Consider the following 18,986-nt stretch of genomic DNA (forward strand, 5'->3'; position numbering starts at 1 on the left):
ATGTTTGTTAACATGTCTTTATTATTAAATTATCAAATAACCATAATGAAACACTTAATTCACATTTGCTCAGCTAAAAAGTAGATAACCAGCCCTGTTGCCATCAGGGATAATACCAGTGGATTCCTTGACTGGTCAGAACACTCAATGGAAAACATGCAAAATTCATGACCTACAAAATATAATAGGGGCGCGACTCTCACAGAAATAACATCAAAATAAGTTCATGCCTGTTTTCTTTTTGCGAAAACGTTTTTTAGCGCGATTTACGTTAAGTCAGGTTAAACGACTTGCAAGGTTATGCGGTTGTATTAAATGTTTCACTTTTATGACGCTTAATGGATAGTACATATAGGATTTTTTAATTTAAGCACTTCCACAGCAATGATGATTAGTAGAGAATACAGCGTTTCTTATTAAAACGGTTTAATACAGTTTTTTAATATCCCCCGATTTTTATTGCGGGGATTTTTGTATGAATTATACATACCATCATGGGGCCTCTATGAAAAGTAACATGCCCGTTACACAAATTGAGTATGCACTTAACGATAAAGCGACGCTGCTCTCGACGACAGATAAAGAAAGTCATATTACCTACGCCAACACCGCTTTTATCGACGCCAGCGGATTTAACGAGCATCAGTTAATGGGCGAACCACATAATATTATTCGCCATCCTGACATGCCTCCCGCCGCGTTCGCCGATATGTGGTACACGCTACAGCAGGGAGACAGCTGGACGGGAATGGTGAAAAACCGGCGGCAGAATGGCGACCATTACTGGGTGCGAGCCAACGTGACACCGGTCTGGCATCATGAAAAACTCACCGGTTACATCTCGGTACGGACGGTTCCTTCGCGCGATGAAATAACGAAAAGCGAAAGCTTATATCAAAAAATAAATAGTCAGCAGTTTAAACACTTTCGCCTTTTTAAAGGCCTTGTCATTCGTCGTGGCATATTGTCATGGGTTTCTGCGTTTAAATGGCTGAGTATTAGCCAGCGAGTTAATTATAGTTTAGGGGTAGCTGCCCTGCTGGTGCTGTTATTAATTTTTATCCCCGTCCCCCTCTTTATTCAGGCAGGTGGGCTGTTGGTGCTTTTTCTGGCACTGGCTATTTACCTTAAGTATCAAATTTGTCAGCCAGTTAATACGCTACTGACGCAAATGAAAAAAGTGGTGTCGGGTCGTAAACCTGATAACTGTCATTTAAACAGGGTCGATGAGATCGGAATGTTGATGCGTCTGGTTAATCAGTCCGGGCTTAATTTGAATTCGCTGGTCGATGACGTCAGTACGCAACTATCCGGTATTCGCGCAATTAGCCAGCGGGTGTCAAAAGAAGGTTCTGCGTTGCACAAACGTTCAGAAGAAACCTCCGCTGACCTGCAACAAACTGCTGCTGCCCTCGAAGAAATTGGCAGCGCGGTACAGCAAACCGCTGATACCGCAGCGCATACTATGACCATGGCCGATAAAACCAGCGCCAACGCGGCAGCAGGCGGCGATATCATGAAACAAACCATTGCCATGATGCAGGCAATCTCGCGTGATAATGGGCAGATTGTCGACATCATTGGCGTTATCGACAGCATTGCCTTTCAGACCAATATTTTGGCGCTCAATGCCGCGGTTGAAGCCGCACGAGCCGGGGAATCCGGGCGTGGATTCGCCGTTGTGGCGGCAGAAGTGCGCAATCTGGCGCAGCACTCAGCGTCCGCGGCAAAAGAGATTAAACAACTGATCGAGAAGAACGTCGCCAACGTTAACAGCGGCGTTAAAATGGTGGAGAAAACGGAAACGCATCTCACCGGCATGATTGGTGATGTCTTGCAGATGTCGATGATGATCAAAGATATTAGTCTGGCCACGCGAGAGCAAACCCAGGCGCTGGATCTGATTAACGATTCGATTTCACGCGTGGGCGCCATGACACACAATAACGCCGAAATGGTGGAGCGCGTCACTGACGCTACCGCCGATCTGACCCAGCGTTCATCACGCTTACAGCAGGCCGTTCAGGTCTTTGGCGCATCAGCATAACGTTACGGCGCTTACCGGGCGAATGTCTTGATAAGCGCACTCCTCTAGCTGGTTAAACGCCCCCTCTCTTTTATTGGCTGAATCGAGGCCACACCGCGCCAGTTCCGGCTGCACAAAAATGCTGCATTCTTGTTATCGGGGCTTTGCGCAAGTGAACAATTGAATGTAGGATGCTCGGCCGGCAGTTTTCCCCCCGTAACACAATGAAGGGTAACGCTGTTTTCGCCGCAGCAGGTGCGGCAAAAAGGATTTTGTATTTTTGTCAGGTCAACAGGAAAAGTAATGAACACACACACCACGCAAGCCGCGGAACAACATGCGGCGAAACGACGCTGGTTGAATGCTCACGAAGAGGGGTATCACAAGGCGATGGGGAATCGACAGGTACAAATGATCGCCATTGGCGGCGCGATTGGTACCGGGTTGTTTTTAGGGGCAGGTGCACGGTTGCAGATGGCTGGCCCCGCTTTGGCGCTGGTCTATCTGGTGTGCGGTATTTTTTCGTTCTTTATTCTTCGCGCGCTCGGCGAACTGGTTTTGCACCGCCCTTCCAGCGGTAGCTTTGTCTCCTACGCCCGCGAATTTTTAGGTGAGAAAGCCGCCTATGTGGCGGGCTGGATGTATTTCATCAACTGGGCGATGACCGGTATTGTCGATATCACCGCAGTTGCGCTGTATATGCATTACTGGGGCGCATTTGGCGACGTGCCGCAGTGGGTGTTCGCCCTCGGGGCGCTGGCCATTGTCGGCACCATGAACATGATCGGCGTGAAGTGGTTCGCAGAGATGGAGTTTTGGTTTGCGCTGGTCAAAGTGCTGGCGATTGTGATTTTCCTGGCTGTGGGTACCGTTTTCTTAGGTAGCGGAAAACCTCTGGATGGCAACGCCACGGGTTTTCACCTGATAACCGACAACGGCGGATTTTTCCCGCATGGCCTGCTGCCAGCGCTGGTGCTGGTCCAGGGAGTCGTCTTCGCGTTTGCCTCCATCGAACTGGTCGGCACTGCCGCTGGTGAGTGCAAAGATCCGCAAACGATGGTGCCAAAAGCGATCAATAGCGTTATCTGGCGTATCGGTCTGTTCTACGTGGGTTCAGTGGTCCTGCTGGTTCTACTTCTGCCCTGGAACGCCTATCAGGCGGGACAAAGTCCGTTTGTCACCTTCTTCTCCAAACTTGGCGTGCCGTATATCGGCAGCATCATGAATATTGTGGTGCTCACCGCGGCGCTTTCCAGCCTGAACTCCGGCCTGTACTGCACTGGCCGTATTTTACGTTCCATGTCGATGGGCGGTTCCGCGCCAAAATTTATGGCTAAAATGAGCCGCCAACAGGTGCCATGGGCAGGGATCCTCGCCACGCTGGTCGTGTATGTCGTAGGGGTATTTCTGAACTATCTGGTGCCGTCGCAGGTGTTCGAGATCGTGCTTAACTTCGCCTCGCTGGGCATCATTGCGTCGTGGGGATTTATCATGGTTTGCCAGATGCGTCTGCGCCGGGCGATTAAAGAAGGTAAAACCGCAGACGTCAGTTTTAAACTGCCGGGTGCGCCGTTTACCTCGTGGCTCACGTTGCTGTTCCTGCTGAGTGTGCTGGTGCTGATGGCGTTTGATTATCCAAACGGCACTTATACTATCGCATCATTACCGTTAATTGCCATCCTGCTGGTTGCAGGCTGGTTCGGCGTGCGTAAACGCGTAGCGGAAATCCACCGCACCGCGCCGTAAGGATAAAAAGGCCTGACAGGTTACCCCTTCAGGCCTTCTTTTTTAGTCTGCTTCAATGAGCTGCGCGACGTCGTTGCTGTTAATTTCCCGCGCATTCCCATCCTGATCGGTATAGCTGGTCATTCCCGTATCTTTATCCAGTTGTGGCTTACCCTGGGTGGTAATGGTTTGTCCGCTTTTGGTCGTCATAACGTAATTGGTCGTGCAGCCTGCCAGCGTAAACAGCATTACGCCTGCACAAAGACACATAAATGGCTTTTTCATGGTATTCCCGCGTTATTCAGTTAGCCGTTGAGGGCGTAGTGTAAGTCCCTGAAGTTAGTCAGGCTACTGGCGGGGTGTAACGAGGCGTATCGTGAGGTTTAGAGAAATGACAGGAGGGGTTTCCCCCTCCGGTTAATTACAGCGCGATACGAATAACATCGTCCGGCTGGGTAGCTTCCTGCTCGCGGGTGGATTTCTGTTTCACGCTGACGTATAGCGTTTTACCGTCGGCAGAGAGCGCCAGGCTGTTCGGGAATGTTGGGGTCTCGAACGTTTTAACGACTTTGTAGCTTTTCGCGTCGATCACGCTCACTTTGCCGGCCTGACGATGGGTCACGTAGGCTTCATTACGTGCCGGGTTGAACAGCACGGCCAGAGATTCCGGCGCGGCGACTTTCGCCAGTACATTGCCGTTGCGGGTGTCGATAACCAGCACTTCCGCAGCCTTAGAGTCGGTAACAAATGCGCGGTTACCCGCCGTGTCCAGACTCAGGTTGATAAAGAAGTGCTCTTTTCCATCATCCAGCAGCTTTTTACGGCTGAGAATTTTGTTATTGGCGGTATCGATAGTGATGAATTCACCGTCCGCATTGGCGGTGTACAGGCGTTTAGCTTTGCTGTCGATAGCCAGAGCGGTGCTCATTTTGCCAGTATTTTGGATTGTGTCCTGAAGTTTGATCGTCTCACCGTCCACGACCCAAATGACGCTCTCTTTACCAATACCGCTAATGTATACCGTGTTGGTAGCATCATCGGCGACCAGTTCACGCGGCTGCAGCGGGCGCACATCTTCAGAACGCTTACGCGCATCCAGCACCAGGCGCCCTTTGACCGCTCCTGTTTTAGCATCCATCGCCGTCACCGCACTGTTTACCGTATTACCAAACCACAGCGTTTGCGTGGTGTTATTGATGGTAGCGCCAAACGGTTTGAGATCGTTGTGAATAACCTGAGTCACTTCGAGGGTGACAGGGTCAAGACGATAAACCACCCCGCCGATATCCAGTTTGCGGCTCTGTGAGGTCGCCAGCCACAGCGCGTTCTCTTGCTGGCTGTATGCCATTTCATAGGCACCTTTGCCCACGGCTTTACGCAGCAGTTCTTCTGCAGCCTGCGTAGTAAAAGATGATGCCACGAGCAGTGAACCTAACAGTAAAGAACCACGCAGGCGCGGCGAAAACAGATGACGTAAAGACATGACGACTCCCTTTGATAAATTCGTTTGTTACTGCTTCACATAGCTTCAATGAGCAAAATCATGGTTTTGCCTTTTTAAGAATGAGAATAGTAATCATTATTCATCGCAAAGTGGAGCACTTCTTCACATATTGACTACACTCCTTTTCATTGCCCGAAAAATTACCGCAATTCAGCAGCGCTAAAATTCATCTTTTTTATAAAAAAATTCACATGCTTACCGTCCGTTTTCCGGCGTCAGCATCATACATTGGCCTTATTCATGACGATTTTTTCAGCCCGCTATATTGTCTTTCCTGTTTCATTACTGCCTGTCTTTCTCTCGACTTTTGCCGCGGCAGAAAGTGAGCTAAACGAGCAAACGCTGATCGTTAGCGCGACACCACAATCTGTTTCAGAACTGGATACGCCTGCTGCCGTCAGCGTTGTTGCCGGTGAAGATATGCGTCTGGCAACACCGCGCATTAACCTGTCCGAATCGCTGACCAGCGTCCCTGGGTTACAGGTGCAAAATCGGCAGAACTACGCACAGGACCTCCAGTTGTCGATTCGCGGCTTTGGTTCAAGAACCACGTATGGCATCCGCGGCATTCGTATGTACGTAGACGGAATCCCAGCCACCATGCCGGATGGGCAAGGTCAAACATCCAATATCGATATCAGCAGCGTACAAAATATTGAAGTCCTACGGGGGCCCTTCTCTGCGCTGTATGGTAATGCTTCCGGCGGTGTAATTAATGTCAGTACTGAAACAGGGCGTGAACCGCCAACCATTGAGGCCAGCAGCTATTACGGTAGTTTTGGCACCTGGCGCTATGGTGTAAAGGCCACCGGAGCACTGGGTGACGGTACTCAGCCAGGTGATGTGGATTACACCGTTTCAACAACACGATTTACTACCCACGGGTATCGTGATGACAGCAGCGCGCAAAAAAATCTGGCTAACGCCAAACTGGGAGTACGTGTTGATGACGTGAGTAAACTAACCCTGATTTTCAACAGCGTGGATATTAAGGCCGACGATCCCGGAGGCCTGACGAAGTCAGAATGGAATGCCAATCCGCAGCAATCGCCCCGCGCGGAGCAATTCAATACGCGAAAAACCATCAAGCAGACCCAGGCGGGATTGCGCTATGAACGCCAACTTAGCGCGCAGGATGATATCAGTGTCATGGCCTATGCAGGAGAGCGCGAAACCACCCAGTATCAGTCGATCCCAATGGACCCACAGTTAAATTCTTCTCATGCCGGCGGTGTCATCACCTTGCAACGTCATTATCAGGGGATAGATAACCGTTGGACTCATCGTGGCGAATTGGGGATTCCGGTGACTTTCACCACCGGAGTGAACTATGAAAACATGAGTGAAAACCGTAAAGGCTATAACAACTATCGTCTTGATAATGGTGTCCCTGAGTACGGTCAGAAAGGCGACCTGCGACGCAATGAACGTAACCTGATGTGGAACGTCGATCCCTATCTGCAAACCCAGTGGCAATTGACGAAGAAGCTTTCGCTGGATGCCGGCGTTCGTTACAGTTCCGTATGGTTTGATTCCAACGATCGCTACATTACTGTTGATAACGGAGATGACAGCGGCGACGTAAGTTATCACCAATGGTTGCCCGCCGGATCGTTGAAGTATGCAATGACTGACGCCTGGAATGTCTATCTGGCTGCGGGGAGAGGATTTGAAACCCCCACGATTAACGAACTCTCCTACCGTTCCGATGGACAAAGCGGCATGAATTTGGGTTTACAGCCGTCCACGAATGACACTATTGAAATCGGCAGCAAAACACGCATCGGCGATGGACTTTTTACCGCGGCACTATTTCAGACCGATACCGATGACGAGATTGTGGTTGATAGTAACAACGGTGGTCGTACGACTTATAAAAACGCCGGTAAAACCCGCCGTCAGGGTGGCGAGCTATCCTGGGACCAACGCTTTGCCACAAACTGGCGCGTAAAAGCAGCATGGACCTGGCTCGATGCAACCTATCGCAGCAACGTCTGTGGCGATCAAAACTGCAACGGCAACCGACTGCCCGGCATAGCGCAAAACATGGGATTTGCCTCACTGGGTTACGTGCCAGATGAAGGTTGGTATGCGGGAGCAGATGTGCGTTATATGGGCGACATTATGGCCAATGATGAAAACACGGCGAAAGCCCCGTCATATACCGTAGTTGGCTTGAATACCGGCTATAAATTTTATTACAGCAGTCTCATGATCGACCTGTTCGGTCGGGTGGATAACCTGTTTGATAAGGCCTATGCTGGGTCGGTGATTGTTAATGAAACAAGGGACAGATACTACGAACCGGCGCCAGGACGAAACTATGGCGTGGGTATTAATCTGGCCTGGCGTTTTGAATAATACTGGCGGGAATCGCTCCCGCCAGCACTCTTTATGCATCGTCTGCTACGCGAATAACCACCTTGCCGAAGTTTTTCCCGGTCAGCAAACCGATAAAGGTCTGCGGCGCATTCTCCAGACCGTCAGTGACCTGCTCACGGTAGTGGATTTTACCCTCTTTAATCCAACGCCCCATCTCCCGCTGAAACTCATGAATGCGGTGACCATAATCCTGACCAATAATAAAACCCTGCATCCGGATACGCTTTTTCAGTAAGGTTGCCATCAGCAATGGTAATCGGTCAGGGCCGGTCGGAAGCGATGTCGCGTTGTAACCGCTGACCAGTCCGCAAAGCGGTATGCGCGCAGAGGTATTGAGTAACGGCAGTACGGCGTCAAACACCTTACCGCCCACGTTCTCGTAGTAAATATCAATCCCCTGTGGACACGCTTTTGCCAGTTGTTGCGCAAAATCTTGCGCATGGTGATCGAGACAAACATCAAAGCCCAGCACTTCAGTGGCATGCCGGCATTTCTCTGCCCCGCCCGCCACACCGATCACCCGACACCCTTTGAGCTTACCAATCTGTCCAACCGTTGCGCCCACCGGGCCAGTTGCAGCGGCGACAACCAGCGTTTCCCCGGCTTTCGGCTGGCCGATGTCCAGCAAGCCCATATAGGCGGTAAATCCCGGCATTCCCAAAACACCCAGCGCCCAGGAAGGATGTTCAGGATTATCGCCAAGCTTCACCAGTCCGTTACCGTCTGAAATGTCATAGTCCTGCCAACCACTATAGCTCAGCACCCATTCGCCTGGCTGGTAATCAGGATGGTTAGAGGACACCACGCGGCTCACCGTGCCACCAACCATCACGCCGCCAATTTCAACGGGAGGCGAGTAAGACGGTTCATCGCTCATGCGCCCACGCATGTAAGGATCGAGAGAAAGGAAAACGGTGCGCAGCAAAACCTGACCTTCTCCCGGCGTTGCGACTTCATCTTCTTCAAGACGGAAGTTATCCGGGATTGGCGCGCCATGCGGGCGGGAAGCCAGTACCCAGCGGCGATTACGATTAGTCTGTTGACCCATGATGTGCTCCTCTGCTTTTAGCATGAATCCATCAATAGTAGCAGCCTGCGCCAGCATTTAGCTCACGACATGGTTTAATCGCACAACCAGATAAACGCAGGTTTGCGCGGTTTCATTGATAAACCGACAGTCATTCGGCGGGCCCAGCTCCAGACAATCGCCTGCTTTCATTTCATGACGCACATCGCCTTCCACAAAGACTAACTCCCCTTGCTGTAGCCAGATAAGCTGCCTGGCCTGCACGTAGGAAGAGGCTGGCATTGGGATATCGCTTCCGGCGGGCAATTCGATCTGTACCAGGTCGATGGGTAGATCGCTACGCGGTGAAACATGACGTCGCAGATAGTGGCTTTGCGGGTCGTGCCAGACGGGCTGGTCAGCGAGGCGCAGCAACTTGCCCTCCTGCATTTCGGCCCGCGCAATCAGCATCGACATGCTGATTCCAAACGCCCCGGAGAGCCTGCCCAGCAGCGTGGCCGTGGGGCTGCTCTCCCCGCGCTCTATTTTATGGATCATTGCCCGCGACACGCCTGCGCGCTCGGCGAGTTCCGTCAGAGACCAGCCGCGAGATTCTCGTTCAAGGCGAATTCTTGCACCGATCCGTTGATTTATGCTGTCTTCAATAGTATTCATATTGTAATACTATAGTGAACAAGCCCTGAGGTTCAACATGTCAATTAGATTTGCCAGCAAAGCAGACTGCGCCGCTATTGCTGAAATTTATAACCACGCGGTACTGCATACGGCGGCTATCTGGAACGATCAAACGGTCGATGCCGAAAACCGTATCTCGTGGTACGAAGCACGCCAATTGGTGGGGTATCCCGTGCTGGTAAGTGAAGAAAACGGCGTGGTCACCGGATATGCTTCGTTCGGCGACTGGCGCAACTTTGACGGATTTCGTTATACCGTTGAACATTCGGTGTATGTCCATCCTGATCATCAGGGCAAGGGCCTGGGACGAGCGCTGCTCAGCCGACTGATAGAAGAAGCGCGCACGTGCGGCAAACATGTGATGGTGGCGGGGATTGAGTCTCAGAATCAGGCGTCGCTACATTTGCACAGTACGCTGGGATTTAAGATCACGGCACAAATGCCGCAGGTCGGCACCAAATTTGGTCGCTGGTTGGATCTGACCTTTATGCAGTTACAGTTAGACGATCGTCGCGATCCGGATGCCGGCAGATGAATCAGACGCTGACCCTCGCCTTTCTGATTGCCGCAGGTATTGGTCTGGTGGTGCAAAATACCTTAATGGTGCGTATTACGCAGACCTCCTCGACGATCCTGATTGCCATGCTGCTGAACTCACTGGTTGGGATTGTACTGTTTGTCAGCATTCTGTGGTTTAAGCAAGGCGCTGCGGGGTTTGGCGAACTGGTCTCCAGCGTGCGCTGGTGGACGCTGATCCCCGGTTTGCTGGGGTCTTTTTTTGTTTTTGCCAGTATCAGCGGCTATCAAAATGTGGGGGCTGCCACCACGATTGCGGTACTGGTAGCCAGCCAGTTAATTGGCGGACTGGTGCTGGATATTCTGCGCAGTCATGGCGTACCGCTACGTGCGCTGGTGGGGCCAGTTTGCGGCGCGGTGCTGCTGGTCGTCGGGGCCTGGTTGGTCGCGAGACGCTCTTTTTAACTGCCTGATGGCGCTTCGCTTATCAGGCCTACAAAACTTATCCGGCCTGAATATACAGACCGGATAACAGTAATAACGAATTAAAGGATTGTGCCGCCTTTGGTCAACTGTTCGCGACGGGCTTCCATATCCTCTTTATGCTGACGGCCATGATGTGCGATAGCCGTACGCAAACGCTGTTGCTGGGTGTAACGATCTTCCCGGCTCAGCGCGACATCATCGCTGAGTTCAATCAGCAATTCATTCATATGCGTAATGACGCTCTCTTCAATGGCGGCATCAACTCGTGCGCTGACCTCATCCAGATGCGACATAACCTCTCCTTAACTCATTAATTTAATTTTGCTTTTGAAAAATCACTGCCCATCAGGCTGACGCTGTATCCGCTGACGTTGCTGCGCGTGGCATAGAACGTTTTACCATTTGCCAGGGCTATCCACGGAGCCTGCTGGTAGAAAATCTCTTGCGACTGCTGGTAAAGCGCGGCGCGTTCTTCAGGTTTGCTCACCAGTTTCGCCTTTTGAACCAGAGAATTATACTCTTTATCGCACCAGCGCGCGGCGTTAGATCCGGTTTTAATGCTGTCGCAGCCCAGCAGTACATCGGCAAAGTTATCCGGATCGCCGTTGTCTGACATCCAGCCGAACAGCGCGGTGTCATGCTCGCCTTTGCGCATTCCGGAGAGATATTCGCCCCACTCGTACGACACTATTTTTGCCTTCACGCCGACTTTTGCCCAATCGCTCTGGATCATCTCGGCAATACGTCGGGAGTTGGGGTTGTATGGACGCTGAACCGGCATTGACCACAGCGTCGCTTCGAATCCGTTTTCCAGCCCAGCCTGTTTGAGCAGATCTTTCGCTTTTTGCGGGTCGTAAGCATAATCTTTTAGATCTTTATTGAACCCCATCATATTCGGTGGAATCGGCGATTTTGCCACCGTCCCGGAACCCAAAAAGACGGCGTTAATAATGGCTTTTTTATCGGTCGCGTAGTTCAACGCCTGACGCACCAACACGTTATCAAACGGTTTTTTCTCGGTATTAAACGCCAGATACCCGACGTTCAGCGCTTCAACCGAATGCAACGTCAAATCTTTATTCTTTTTAATCTCGTCAAATTGTACGGGGGCTGGCGCCGGGATTATCTGGCATTCATTGGTTTGCAGTTTTGCCAATCTGGTCTGAACGTTTGGCGTGATGGAGAAGATCAGGTGCTTCGTTGGGACAGCGCCATCCCAGTAGTTAGGGTTAGCGAGATAGCGGATTTGCGAATCCTGTTTGTACTGCTGCAACACATATGGCCCGGTGCCAATCGGCCAGTTATCAACGTTTTCCGGGGTGCCTTTTTTCAGCATCGCGTCGGCATATTCCGCAGAGAGAATGGAAGCGAAATCCATCCCCCAGTCGGCAAGAAACGCGGCGTTAGGTTCATTCAGCACAAACTGAACGTGATAATCATCCACCTTCTTCACTTCTTTGATCAGTTTATCCAGACCGACATCGTTAAAGTATTCGTAGCTGCCCTGAGAAACCTTGTGGTACGGATGATCGGCATCTTTCTGGCGTAATACCGAGAAAACCACGTCATCGGCGTTGAAGTCGCGGGTGGGTTTAAAGAATTTATTACTGTTGAACTTCACCCCCTGACGCAGAGTAAACGTGTAAGTCTTCCCATCGGGAGAAATTGTCCAGTCCGTTGCCAAAGACGGTATTGGGGTATTCTTTACCGGATCAAAGTTGATAAGTCGGTTATAGAGCACCTGAGAACTGGCCACAAATGAGGGACCGGAACTGGCGATTTGCGGGTTAAATGACTCCGGCGATGCTTCAGAGCAATAGATGATGGTGTCCGTGCTGGCCGCGAACGCTGCGCCTGACGGTAAGACAGCGCTGAGCGCCAGCGCGAGTAACGTTTTCCTTGCAATCATGGTTATAAGCCTTCTTATTTTATTATTAACCGGAATATCAGAGCATAGCTGACAAAAACTGACCAATAACAAATCACTATCAGGTTATTCTAATCCGGTGGTTTTCGCTGAATAATTCATCACCACAAGCGAATTAATTTCCCTTAAGTCTTTTTTAAAACGTCAAGATTTTTCCCGACACTCTATGCCATGAAAATTAGCCCCTTTTTGCCTCTCTTTCGCCGTTTGCTCGTTTTTATAAAACGTAAAGTAGATGTGTGAAGAAGTCTAAGGGGTAACAACGTGGCAAAAACTCTCTTGCGCAGCGGCAATTTGGATGACTATCAGGCCGTGGGTGGCGGTGGTCAGGCCGTGTTTGATTCAGCACTGCAAATTCGTGAAACGCTTCGTTTGCGTAAACAGCAGGCGATGGTGGATTGTCTGGCGATCCCACAAATTAACGACAACGGCGATCGGGTTGACTGGTATTCCCCGGTTGAAGGAAAAGCCGTTGCATGGAAAACCGCTGATGAAGAGGCACGTTTTCGTGCGCTGCGCTATCTGGGGAGCACGCTGGAAAATGCGGCGGCCCTGAGCCGTAAAAGCCTGCAATCGGGAAAAACCTCCCTCCAGCTGTTTGGTTCATTGCTCGAAAAAGCCATCCAGTTTCCTGGCGAGAACCACGTGTTTCTGGTTGATGGCAAACCCGTCATTACGTTCTGGGGCTTCGTCAATCTGAATGAAAATCCCCGCGACGATGTGCTCGATTGCCTGCGCCTTGCTGATATTCCACCGGTTGTCACTGTGACAGAACCTGACCCGAAAGAAGAGACTTCACCTGAAATCACCTTCACTGAGGCCGATGCCCCTTTACTGACGCCAATCGTTGAACCGCCAAAACCGGTTGAACCTGAACCACAACCGCTGGTCATGATTAACGAACCGGAAGTCACAACGCCACCGGTACAGGTGAAGCCCGCACGTCGCCTGCCGCTGTGGAGTCTGCCCGTTGCCGCCGTAATTATCGCAGCCATTGTCGGACCGCTGCTGTGGAAACAACATGCCGTTATCCCTACCCCTTCAGTCGCCCCCATTGCCGTCGCTAAAGCAGACATGACGCCTTTGCCGGAATTGACCTCTGCACTGCCGTTGCATCGGGCTGAAGTCATTCCGCTAGCGAAAAAAGAGAAACCTGGCGCAGGGCCGGTGGTGATTGCCGCTATTCCCAAAGACGCGCTGGTAATGGATGCCAGCCAGATGAAAGCAGGAACGACGCGTTTCCTCAACGGTAACTGGCGCGTCATCGTCGACGTGAAAGATCCGGTCAGCGGCAAAGCGCCGTCGCTGCGCTATCAGATCCAGACGAATAAAGGCACTGCACGCGTAGTGCATGGCGACAATATTGTTTGTCGTGCCGAGATTTTCTCTGGTTTGCATCAGTCGGGCGAATTAATGATTAAGAGTCGCGGCAATGCCCGTTGCACGGATGGCTCACGTTATCCGATGCCTGAAATTACCTGCAAAGCGGGAACCAATGACGTCGCAGCCTGTACCGCACGATATGACGATCACGCGGAAATTCCTCTGACGATCAAAAAGATAGGTGCCTGATTTTATGTTGGTGAATCTGTGTGACTACAAACAGAGCGTGACGCTCATCGCCAATAGCGGTGTGCAATTTCTGGATTTTGGCCTGACGCCGCAGGAGTCTGCACATCATGGCCGCTTTGTGCGCAAAACGGCCAACGGTCCCCTGCTACGGCTGGACTTCGATCTGATAACGGGACGCTATACCTTGCCGGGCAGCACCGGCAGTCAGCCCGAAGTGGTGAAACCGGAAAGCACCCAGACGCTGCATTATTCTCTGGACGTGCTCGACGGCGTCTGGCTACCGCTGCCGTTCCTGCGCTTTAATCCGCCGCGTACGTTTGTTGAAGGCCCGGATAACTGGGCGCGTGTACAGGTACGAAAACTGGCACAACCTGACAGCGCGGGCAACACCCACCGCATTACCCTGGCGCTGGACAGCCAGCTCACTGAAAATGCCCCGGCAGCGTTAACCCCTAACGAAAATGACCTGCTTAACGGTACGCGATTTGCACTGGCCTGGCATGACAACGAAATTGCCGATTTCCTCGACCAGACCTGGATTGACGGCTGGCTGCGCGAATCCTTTATGCACCATGCCACTCAGCACGAGAACCGCTCAGAACATGAGATCCAGCAGGCGCTGCGTAACTTTGAATATCAGGCGCACTGGTTAAATTTGTTAACCCTGTTAGGCGAACAGCTTTCCATTCCGGAAGTCAAGCTGGTCACACATACACTCAGCACACCGGCAATTCCCGTTGATCTGATCCTGGATATTGGTAATACCCATACCTGCGGCGTCCTGATTGAGGATCACGGCGATGCCAATGATGGACTGCGCCAGACCGCTGAATTACAGGTGCGGTCATTAAGCGAGCCGCAGTTTCTTAACGATCCGCTATTCACCAGCCGACTGGAGTTTTCCGAAGCGCGGTTCGGTAAACAGCACTTTTCCGTTGAGAGCGGTCGTGATGACGCCTTTATCTGGCCGTCGATTGTTCGCGTGGGCGATGAAGCCCGCAAGCTGGCGATGCAACGTATGGGTACGGAAGGCAGCAGCGGGATCTCCAGCCCGCGCCGTTATCTGTGGGATGAAACGCCTGTGCTGCATGACTGGCGCTTTAGCCAGATGAATGGCAAAACCCAGCGCGAACCGCTGGCTACCGCCTTCCCGCTGATGAATCTAATGAATGATGACGGACAACCGCTGTTCAGCCTGCCGCAGGATGACCGTCTGCCGGTGTTCTCACCGCAATACAGCCGCAGCACGTTGATGACGCATATGCTGTGTGAGATCCTGGCTCAGGCACTGGGTCAAATTAACAGCGTGGCGACGCGTTTGCGCCTCGGTTTCCCGGCCTCTCCTCGCCAGTTGCGCACATTGATCCTGACCCTGCCATCAGCGATGCCAAAACAGGAGCGCGAGATTTTCCGCCTGCGTATGTTTGAAGCCATTGCACTGGTCTGGAAAGCGATGGGCTGGCACCCGCAGGATGAAGACTTCACCACCCGCAAGCAGCAGGAAAAGAGCGTGGTTCCCGTCCCTGAGATTCAGATGGAATGGGATGAGGCCAGCTGCGGTCAGTTGGTGTGGCTGTATAACGAGGCGATTTCCCACTACGATGGCCATACCGAATCGTTTTTTAATGCCCTTTCCCGTCCGGACCGTCTGCCGGAACTAGGTGAGATAAAAGGCCGTGCGCTGCGCGTGGCATCCATCGATATTGGCGGTGGCACAACGGATATGGCCGTCGTCCATTATCAGCTTGATGACGGCGTTGGTGCGAACGTCAAGATCACTCCACATTTGCTGTTTCGCGAAGGGTTTAAGGTCGCGGGCGATGACATGCTGCTGGACGTGATTCAGCGTTGCGTGCTACCTGCCCTGCAAACCCGCTTGCAGCAGGCTGGCGTGACCGACGCCGCTGCATTACTGGCTACGCTGTTTGGCGATTCCGGGCGCATCGATACTCAGGCAATTCTGCGTCAGCAAACGGCATTACAACTCTTTATGCCGCTCGGTCATGCGGTGCTCTCCGCTTGGGAACAAAGCGATATTAACGATCCGGTAGCCGGGCTGCATGCTACCTTTGGCGAGCTGCTTAGCCAGCAACCCACGCGTAACGTGATGAACTATATCCAACAGGCTATCGATCATGCGTTGCCCTCTGGTTCACCAGCGTTTGATGTTTTGAGCGTGCCGTTACAGGTGCAGTTCAGGCAGTTACAAGAAGCGTTACTGGCGGGGAAATTTACCCTGACCTCGCCGCTGCACGCGGTCTGTGAGGCTATTTCACATTATCGTTGCGACATTTTATTAGTGACCGGCAGACCCGCCTGTTTACCGGGCGTACAGGCGTTGATCCGCCATCTTCAACCCGTTCCGGTTAATCGTATGATCTGGATGGATAACTATCGGGTCCACGAGTGGTATCCGTTCAGTCAGCAAGGGCGGATTGGCAACCCCAAATCCACCGCAGCAGTCGGCGCAATGCTATGCAGCCTGGCACTGGATCTGCGTTTACCGCGCTTCAATTTTAAAGCTGCCGATATCGGCGCTTATTCGACCGTACGTTATCTTGGTGTGCTGGATAATACGGTCAACACGCTGCGCGATGAGAACATCTGGTATCACGATATCGATCTGGATAAACCCGGCGCGAAGCTGGATACCCGTTTGCACTTCCCGCTGCGCGGCAATGTGACGTTAGGTTTCCGCCAACTGGCAAACAGCCGATGGCCTGCCACGCCGCTGTATACGCTGAGCATAAATTCTGCCGAACTGGCAAAAAGCATCGCCGGAGATGGCGTATTAAATGTACGGCTGCAGTTACGTGGCGGCAGCAAAGAGAGCGGCCCGGAATGCTTCGTACTCAGCGATGCCTGGTTACAGGATGGCACCCCCGTTGCCGCGAATGCCTTAACGTTAAAACTGAATACGCTGGCGGATCGTCGCCATAGCGGTAGCCATTACTGGATTGATAGCGGGAGCGTGTACCTGAAATGAGTAAGATGTTAAACACCGCGCAGGCCGCCATCGAGTGGGTAACAGAGTCCCGCCAGCATTCGGTTCGTCTTGATGATGAGGCGGATGCCCTGCTGACACAACTTACGTTAGCCGCGGTTAATGAATCTGCGCTGACGGCGACCTTTTCAGCACGAGGCTGTGTTGGGTTATACGGGCATTCACAATCAGCAAAAGCGCATCTGCTCGCGGCATTGTGCAGCAATGCCAACGGCAAAATGAACATCGTGACCCCGGATCGCAGTTTTGATTATTTTTCGCATATTAATCCGGGGCATGCACCGACCAATATGGCGATTCGCTTTACGCGTGAAGATAATCTGCTGAATAGCGAATGGCCGTTGCGCTTACGCTTACTCAGTGAAGCCGAACTGGTACAGCTGTTTATCACGCAGTTCTGTGCGCTCCCGGACAACCGCCAGGTTGAGAAATCGATTATTGAAGCGCGCCTGGAAAAATGGCAAACGCTGCGTCAGCGTCATCCGGTGCAAGGTATTACTGCTCAGGATGTCGCGACAATCGGTCGTTTCTGGCGCTCCTGCGTACCGGCTAACCAACAGCAAATTGACGATGCGCTATGGCATCAGTTTGCCACGCTGCTGCCCGCTCTGGATCTGACGACCCGGGCAAACGCCTGGGCATTATTGTGGGGAGAACAACCAGAGCTAACGCAACAGTGGCTGGCGTTGGCGCATACGTTGCAACAAACCGGGAACGCGCAAGAATTAGCGGCCCCACTGAGCCTGCTGGTTGATCATTTTGGCTTACCTGCCGAAAGTTTTCTCACTCAGGCGGCATTGCATGGGAGTGAAGCACAAAGTGATGTAGTCGTTCATCCGATTGAAAATCATCAGTTGCTCAATGCGGTCAGTCTCTCGCAAACCTCGCTGGCACTGCTGACGCGCGAGCTGGTCCTGACGGTGGAAGATACTGTGCTGGAGAATGTCGACCTGCTCGATATTCCCCTCGCCCCGGATGCTCATTCCCATCCGCTGTGGCAGGCAAAATTAGGCTGGATGCTGGAGCATTATCGCCAGCATCTGCAACCGGATGTGCTCCTAATCTGCAACGCGGTATCTACCCGCGCCCAGACGCCAACCATTACCCGCAAGCTACTGGGCTGGGTCAACGATACGCAACCCGTACATGACGCCGCATTACCGGGCGTAGTCTGGGCCATTACCCCACAGGATGCGCGTTTTAGCACCCAGCAAAACCTGGATGAGTCAGTACAGCAATTAATGGGCAAACCGGGACTGCACTGGGGGACGCTACAGGCGCTGGATAACCACAGCTTACAACGCCTTGTCGAATGGCTGACTCAGGCGACTTCACCACAACAGCGTCAGGCCAGGCTGACCTCTCTGCGCGAACAGCACCAACAGCGCATCCGCGAAACGCTGATGAGTTGGATTAACACCCGTGATAATGAGTCAGGTAGCAGCGAGTCGGTGATCCGCCAGTTACAATCCCAGGCGGCAAAACATGGGGAACTCCTGGAGGGTTTACTGCCGCCAATGCGCCTCTTTGAGTCTCTTCTGCGTGTTCATCAGCCGCGTGAGGAACAGGTGAACGGGTTATTTAATGAAGAGATCGACCTGTTTGCTGAAGTGCGTGACATGCCGCACTCGCAGGAAAGTAAAGAAACTGGATACCAGGCACACAAAATGTGGGTTAATCACGTGCGCCAGTGGTGCCGCGATGAAAATAATGCGCGCCGTTTAGGCCTCGATCCTCGTACGCTAAGGCAGGTGGCTGATATCCTCGTTACCACCAGCTATCGCCTGGATATGCCGCAACGCTTACAGCATATTATGCAGCGTGAAAACGTCTGTGCAGCGCAGCTACATGCCGATATTGGGGATTTTATTACCTGGCTTGGATTTACCAACGTTGCTGAGGAACAGCGCCCTGCCAGCAGGATCCAAAAAGGCGCGGCTATTTTTAGCGCGCCAAAGCAACAACCAATGTCGCGCCTGGCCAAACTGGAAGAACAGCCTTCGCACGGTGCAAGTCGCTACGTTTACGACTGGCTGGTTGCTTTGTATACACGCGCGAATGAGAACGTGGGGTATCAGCACCCACAGGATGTCACGGAAGCCGACAAAAAACGTTTAGATACCCTACTTTCCGTCTGAAACG

At 52.2% G+C, this 18,986-nt stretch carries 14 protein-coding genes; 8 read left to right on the forward strand and 6 right to left on the reverse strand.

Annotated elements, in window-relative coordinates; all coding sequences use genetic code 11:
• Positions 1 to 505 precede the first annotated feature (505 nt).
• Both FDX14_RS21840 and ansP read left to right on the forward strand, forming a co-directional pair.
• Positions 506 to 2,047: a methyl-accepting chemotaxis protein gene (locus tag FDX14_RS21840; protein ID WP_137350232.1), complete on the forward strand. Its 1,542-nt coding sequence runs from the start codon at positions 506 to 508 to the stop codon at positions 2,045 to 2,047.
• A gap of 282 nt (positions 2,048 to 2,329) precedes the next feature.
• On the forward strand, positions 2,330 to 3,772 hold the full coding sequence (gene ansP / locus FDX14_RS21845; RefSeq protein WP_137350233.1) for an L-asparagine permease: 1,443 nt from the start codon (positions 2,330 to 2,332) through the stop codon (positions 3,770 to 3,772).
• 42 nt (positions 3,773 to 3,814) lie between these two features.
• Here ansP and FDX14_RS21850 read toward each other — a convergent pair whose 3' ends face one another.
• Together FDX14_RS21850 and yncE are read right to left on the reverse strand one after the other, a co-directional pair.
• On the reverse strand, positions 3,815 to 4,036 hold the full coding sequence (locus tag FDX14_RS21850; protein ID WP_137350234.1) for a YgdI/YgdR family lipoprotein: 222 nt from the start codon (positions 4,034 to 4,036) through the stop codon (positions 3,815 to 3,817).
• A 136-nt stretch (positions 4,037 to 4,172) separates the two neighbouring features.
• On the reverse strand, positions 4,173 to 5,234 hold the full coding sequence (yncE, locus tag FDX14_RS21855) for a 7-bladed beta-propeller protein YncE (protein WP_137350235.1): 1,062 nt from the start codon (positions 5,232 to 5,234) through the stop codon (positions 4,173 to 4,175).
• Positions 5,235 to 5,495: 261 nt separating this feature from the next.
• Between yncE and pqqU the strand changes: the two genes are divergently transcribed.
• Positions 5,496 to 7,616 (forward strand): TonB-dependent receptor PqqU, encoded by a 2,121-nt coding sequence (pqqU, locus tag FDX14_RS21860; RefSeq protein WP_137350236.1) that lies wholly within the window; start codon positions 5,496 to 5,498, stop codon positions 7,614 to 7,616.
• A gap of 31 nt (positions 7,617 to 7,647) precedes the next feature.
• Here pqqU and curA read toward each other — a convergent pair whose 3' ends face one another.
• Complete coding sequence (gene curA / locus FDX14_RS21865) at positions 7,648 to 8,685, reverse strand: NADPH-dependent curcumin/dihydrocurcumin reductase (protein WP_061388458.1); 1,038 nt, start codon at positions 8,683 to 8,685, stop codon at positions 7,648 to 7,650.
• A gap of 57 nt (positions 8,686 to 8,742) precedes the next feature.
• On the reverse strand, positions 8,743 to 9,318 hold the full coding sequence (locus tag FDX14_RS21870; protein WP_042308292.1) for a helix-turn-helix domain-containing protein: 576 nt from the start codon (positions 9,316 to 9,318) through the stop codon (positions 8,743 to 8,745).
• A 37-nt stretch (positions 9,319 to 9,355) separates the two neighbouring features.
• Between FDX14_RS21870 and FDX14_RS21875 the strand changes: the two genes are divergently transcribed.
• Positions 9,356 to 9,874: a GNAT family N-acetyltransferase gene (locus FDX14_RS21875; protein ID WP_042308291.1), complete on the forward strand. Its 519-nt coding sequence runs from the start codon at positions 9,356 to 9,358 to the stop codon at positions 9,872 to 9,874.
• Entirely contained in the window at positions 9,871 to 10,320 is a 450-nt protein-coding gene (locus tag FDX14_RS21880) for a DMT family transporter (RefSeq protein ID WP_079224119.1), read from the forward strand. The genes FDX14_RS21875 and FDX14_RS21880 overlap by 4 nt, the downstream gene beginning before the upstream one ends.
• Positions 10,321 to 10,400: 80 nt before the next feature.
• Here FDX14_RS21880 and FDX14_RS21885 read toward each other — a convergent pair whose 3' ends face one another.
• Both FDX14_RS21885 and FDX14_RS21890 read right to left on the reverse strand, forming a co-directional pair.
• Entirely contained in the window at positions 10,401 to 10,634 is a 234-nt protein-coding gene (locus tag FDX14_RS21885) for a YdcY family protein (protein WP_003020183.1), read from the reverse strand.
• 17 nt (positions 10,635 to 10,651) lie between these two features.
• Positions 10,652 to 12,250, reverse strand: a complete 1,599-nt coding sequence (locus tag FDX14_RS21890; RefSeq protein ID WP_137350237.1) for an ABC transporter substrate-binding protein — start codon at positions 12,248 to 12,250, stop codon at positions 10,652 to 10,654.
• Positions 12,251 to 12,532: 282 nt separating this feature from the next.
• Between FDX14_RS21890 and FDX14_RS21895 the strand changes: the two genes are divergently transcribed.
• Genes FDX14_RS21895 through FDX14_RS21905 form a run of 3 tightly spaced genes read left to right on the forward strand, consistent with a single transcriptional unit; the run spans position 12,533 to position 18,982 of the window.
• Positions 12,533 to 13,840, forward strand: a complete 1,308-nt coding sequence (locus FDX14_RS21895) for an SrfA family protein (protein ID WP_137350238.1) — start codon at positions 12,533 to 12,535, stop codon at positions 13,838 to 13,840.
• 4 nt (positions 13,841 to 13,844) lie between these two features.
• The gene (locus FDX14_RS21900) at positions 13,845 to 16,826 is read left to right on the forward strand and encodes a virulence factor SrfB (protein ID WP_137350239.1); all 2,982 of its coding nucleotides are present in this window, start codon (positions 13,845 to 13,847) and stop codon (positions 16,824 to 16,826) included.
• Positions 16,823 to 18,982 (forward strand): virulence factor SrfC family protein, encoded by a 2,160-nt coding sequence (locus FDX14_RS21905; RefSeq protein ID WP_137350240.1) that lies wholly within the window; start codon positions 16,823 to 16,825, stop codon positions 18,980 to 18,982. Before FDX14_RS21900 ends, FDX14_RS21905 begins: the two co-directional genes overlap by 4 nt.
• Positions 18,983 to 18,986 lie beyond the last annotated feature (4 nt).

It is taken from the genome of Citrobacter sp. wls710, from assembly GCF_005281115.1.
In the GTDB taxonomy this organism is placed as follows: domain Bacteria; phylum Pseudomonadota; class Gammaproteobacteria; order Enterobacterales; family Enterobacteriaceae; genus Citrobacter; species Citrobacter werkmanii.

Coding starts and splice junctions, on each gene's coding strand:
- FDX14_RS21905 (WP_137350240.1), top strand. CDS start 16,823: ATGAGTAAGATGTTAAACACCGCGCAGGCCGCCATCGAGTGGGTAACA.
- FDX14_RS21900 (WP_137350239.1), top strand. CDS start 13,845: ATGTTGGTGAATCTGTGTGACTACAAACAGAGCGTGACGCTCATCGCC.
- pqqU (WP_137350236.1), top strand. CDS start 5,496: ATGACGATTTTTTCAGCCCGCTATATTGTCTTTCCTGTTTCATTACTG.
- FDX14_RS21840 (WP_137350232.1), top strand. CDS start 506: ATGAAAAGTAACATGCCCGTTACACAAATTGAGTATGCACTTAACGAT.
- curA (WP_061388458.1), bottom strand. CDS start 8,685: ATGGGTCAACAGACTAATCGTAATCGCCGCTGGGTACTGGCTTCCCGC.
- ansP (WP_137350233.1), top strand. CDS start 2,330: ATGAACACACACACCACGCAAGCCGCGGAACAACATGCGGCGAAACGA.
- FDX14_RS21890 (WP_137350237.1), bottom strand. CDS start 12,250: ATGATTGCAAGGAAAACGTTACTCGCGCTGGCGCTCAGCGCTGTCTTA.
- FDX14_RS21875 (WP_042308291.1), top strand. CDS start 9,356: ATGTCAATTAGATTTGCCAGCAAAGCAGACTGCGCCGCTATTGCTGAA.
- FDX14_RS21885 (WP_003020183.1), bottom strand. CDS start 10,634: ATGTCGCATCTGGATGAGGTCAGCGCACGAGTTGATGCCGCCATTGAA.
- FDX14_RS21880 (WP_079224119.1), top strand. CDS start 9,871: ATGAATCAGACGCTGACCCTCGCCTTTCTGATTGCCGCAGGTATTGGT.
- FDX14_RS21850 (WP_137350234.1), bottom strand. CDS start 4,036: ATGAAAAAGCCATTTATGTGTCTTTGTGCAGGCGTAATGCTGTTTACG.
- yncE (WP_137350235.1), bottom strand. CDS start 5,234: ATGTCTTTACGTCATCTGTTTTCGCCGCGCCTGCGTGGTTCTTTACTG.
- FDX14_RS21870 (WP_042308292.1), bottom strand. CDS start 9,318: ATGAATACTATTGAAGACAGCATAAATCAACGGATCGGTGCAAGAATT.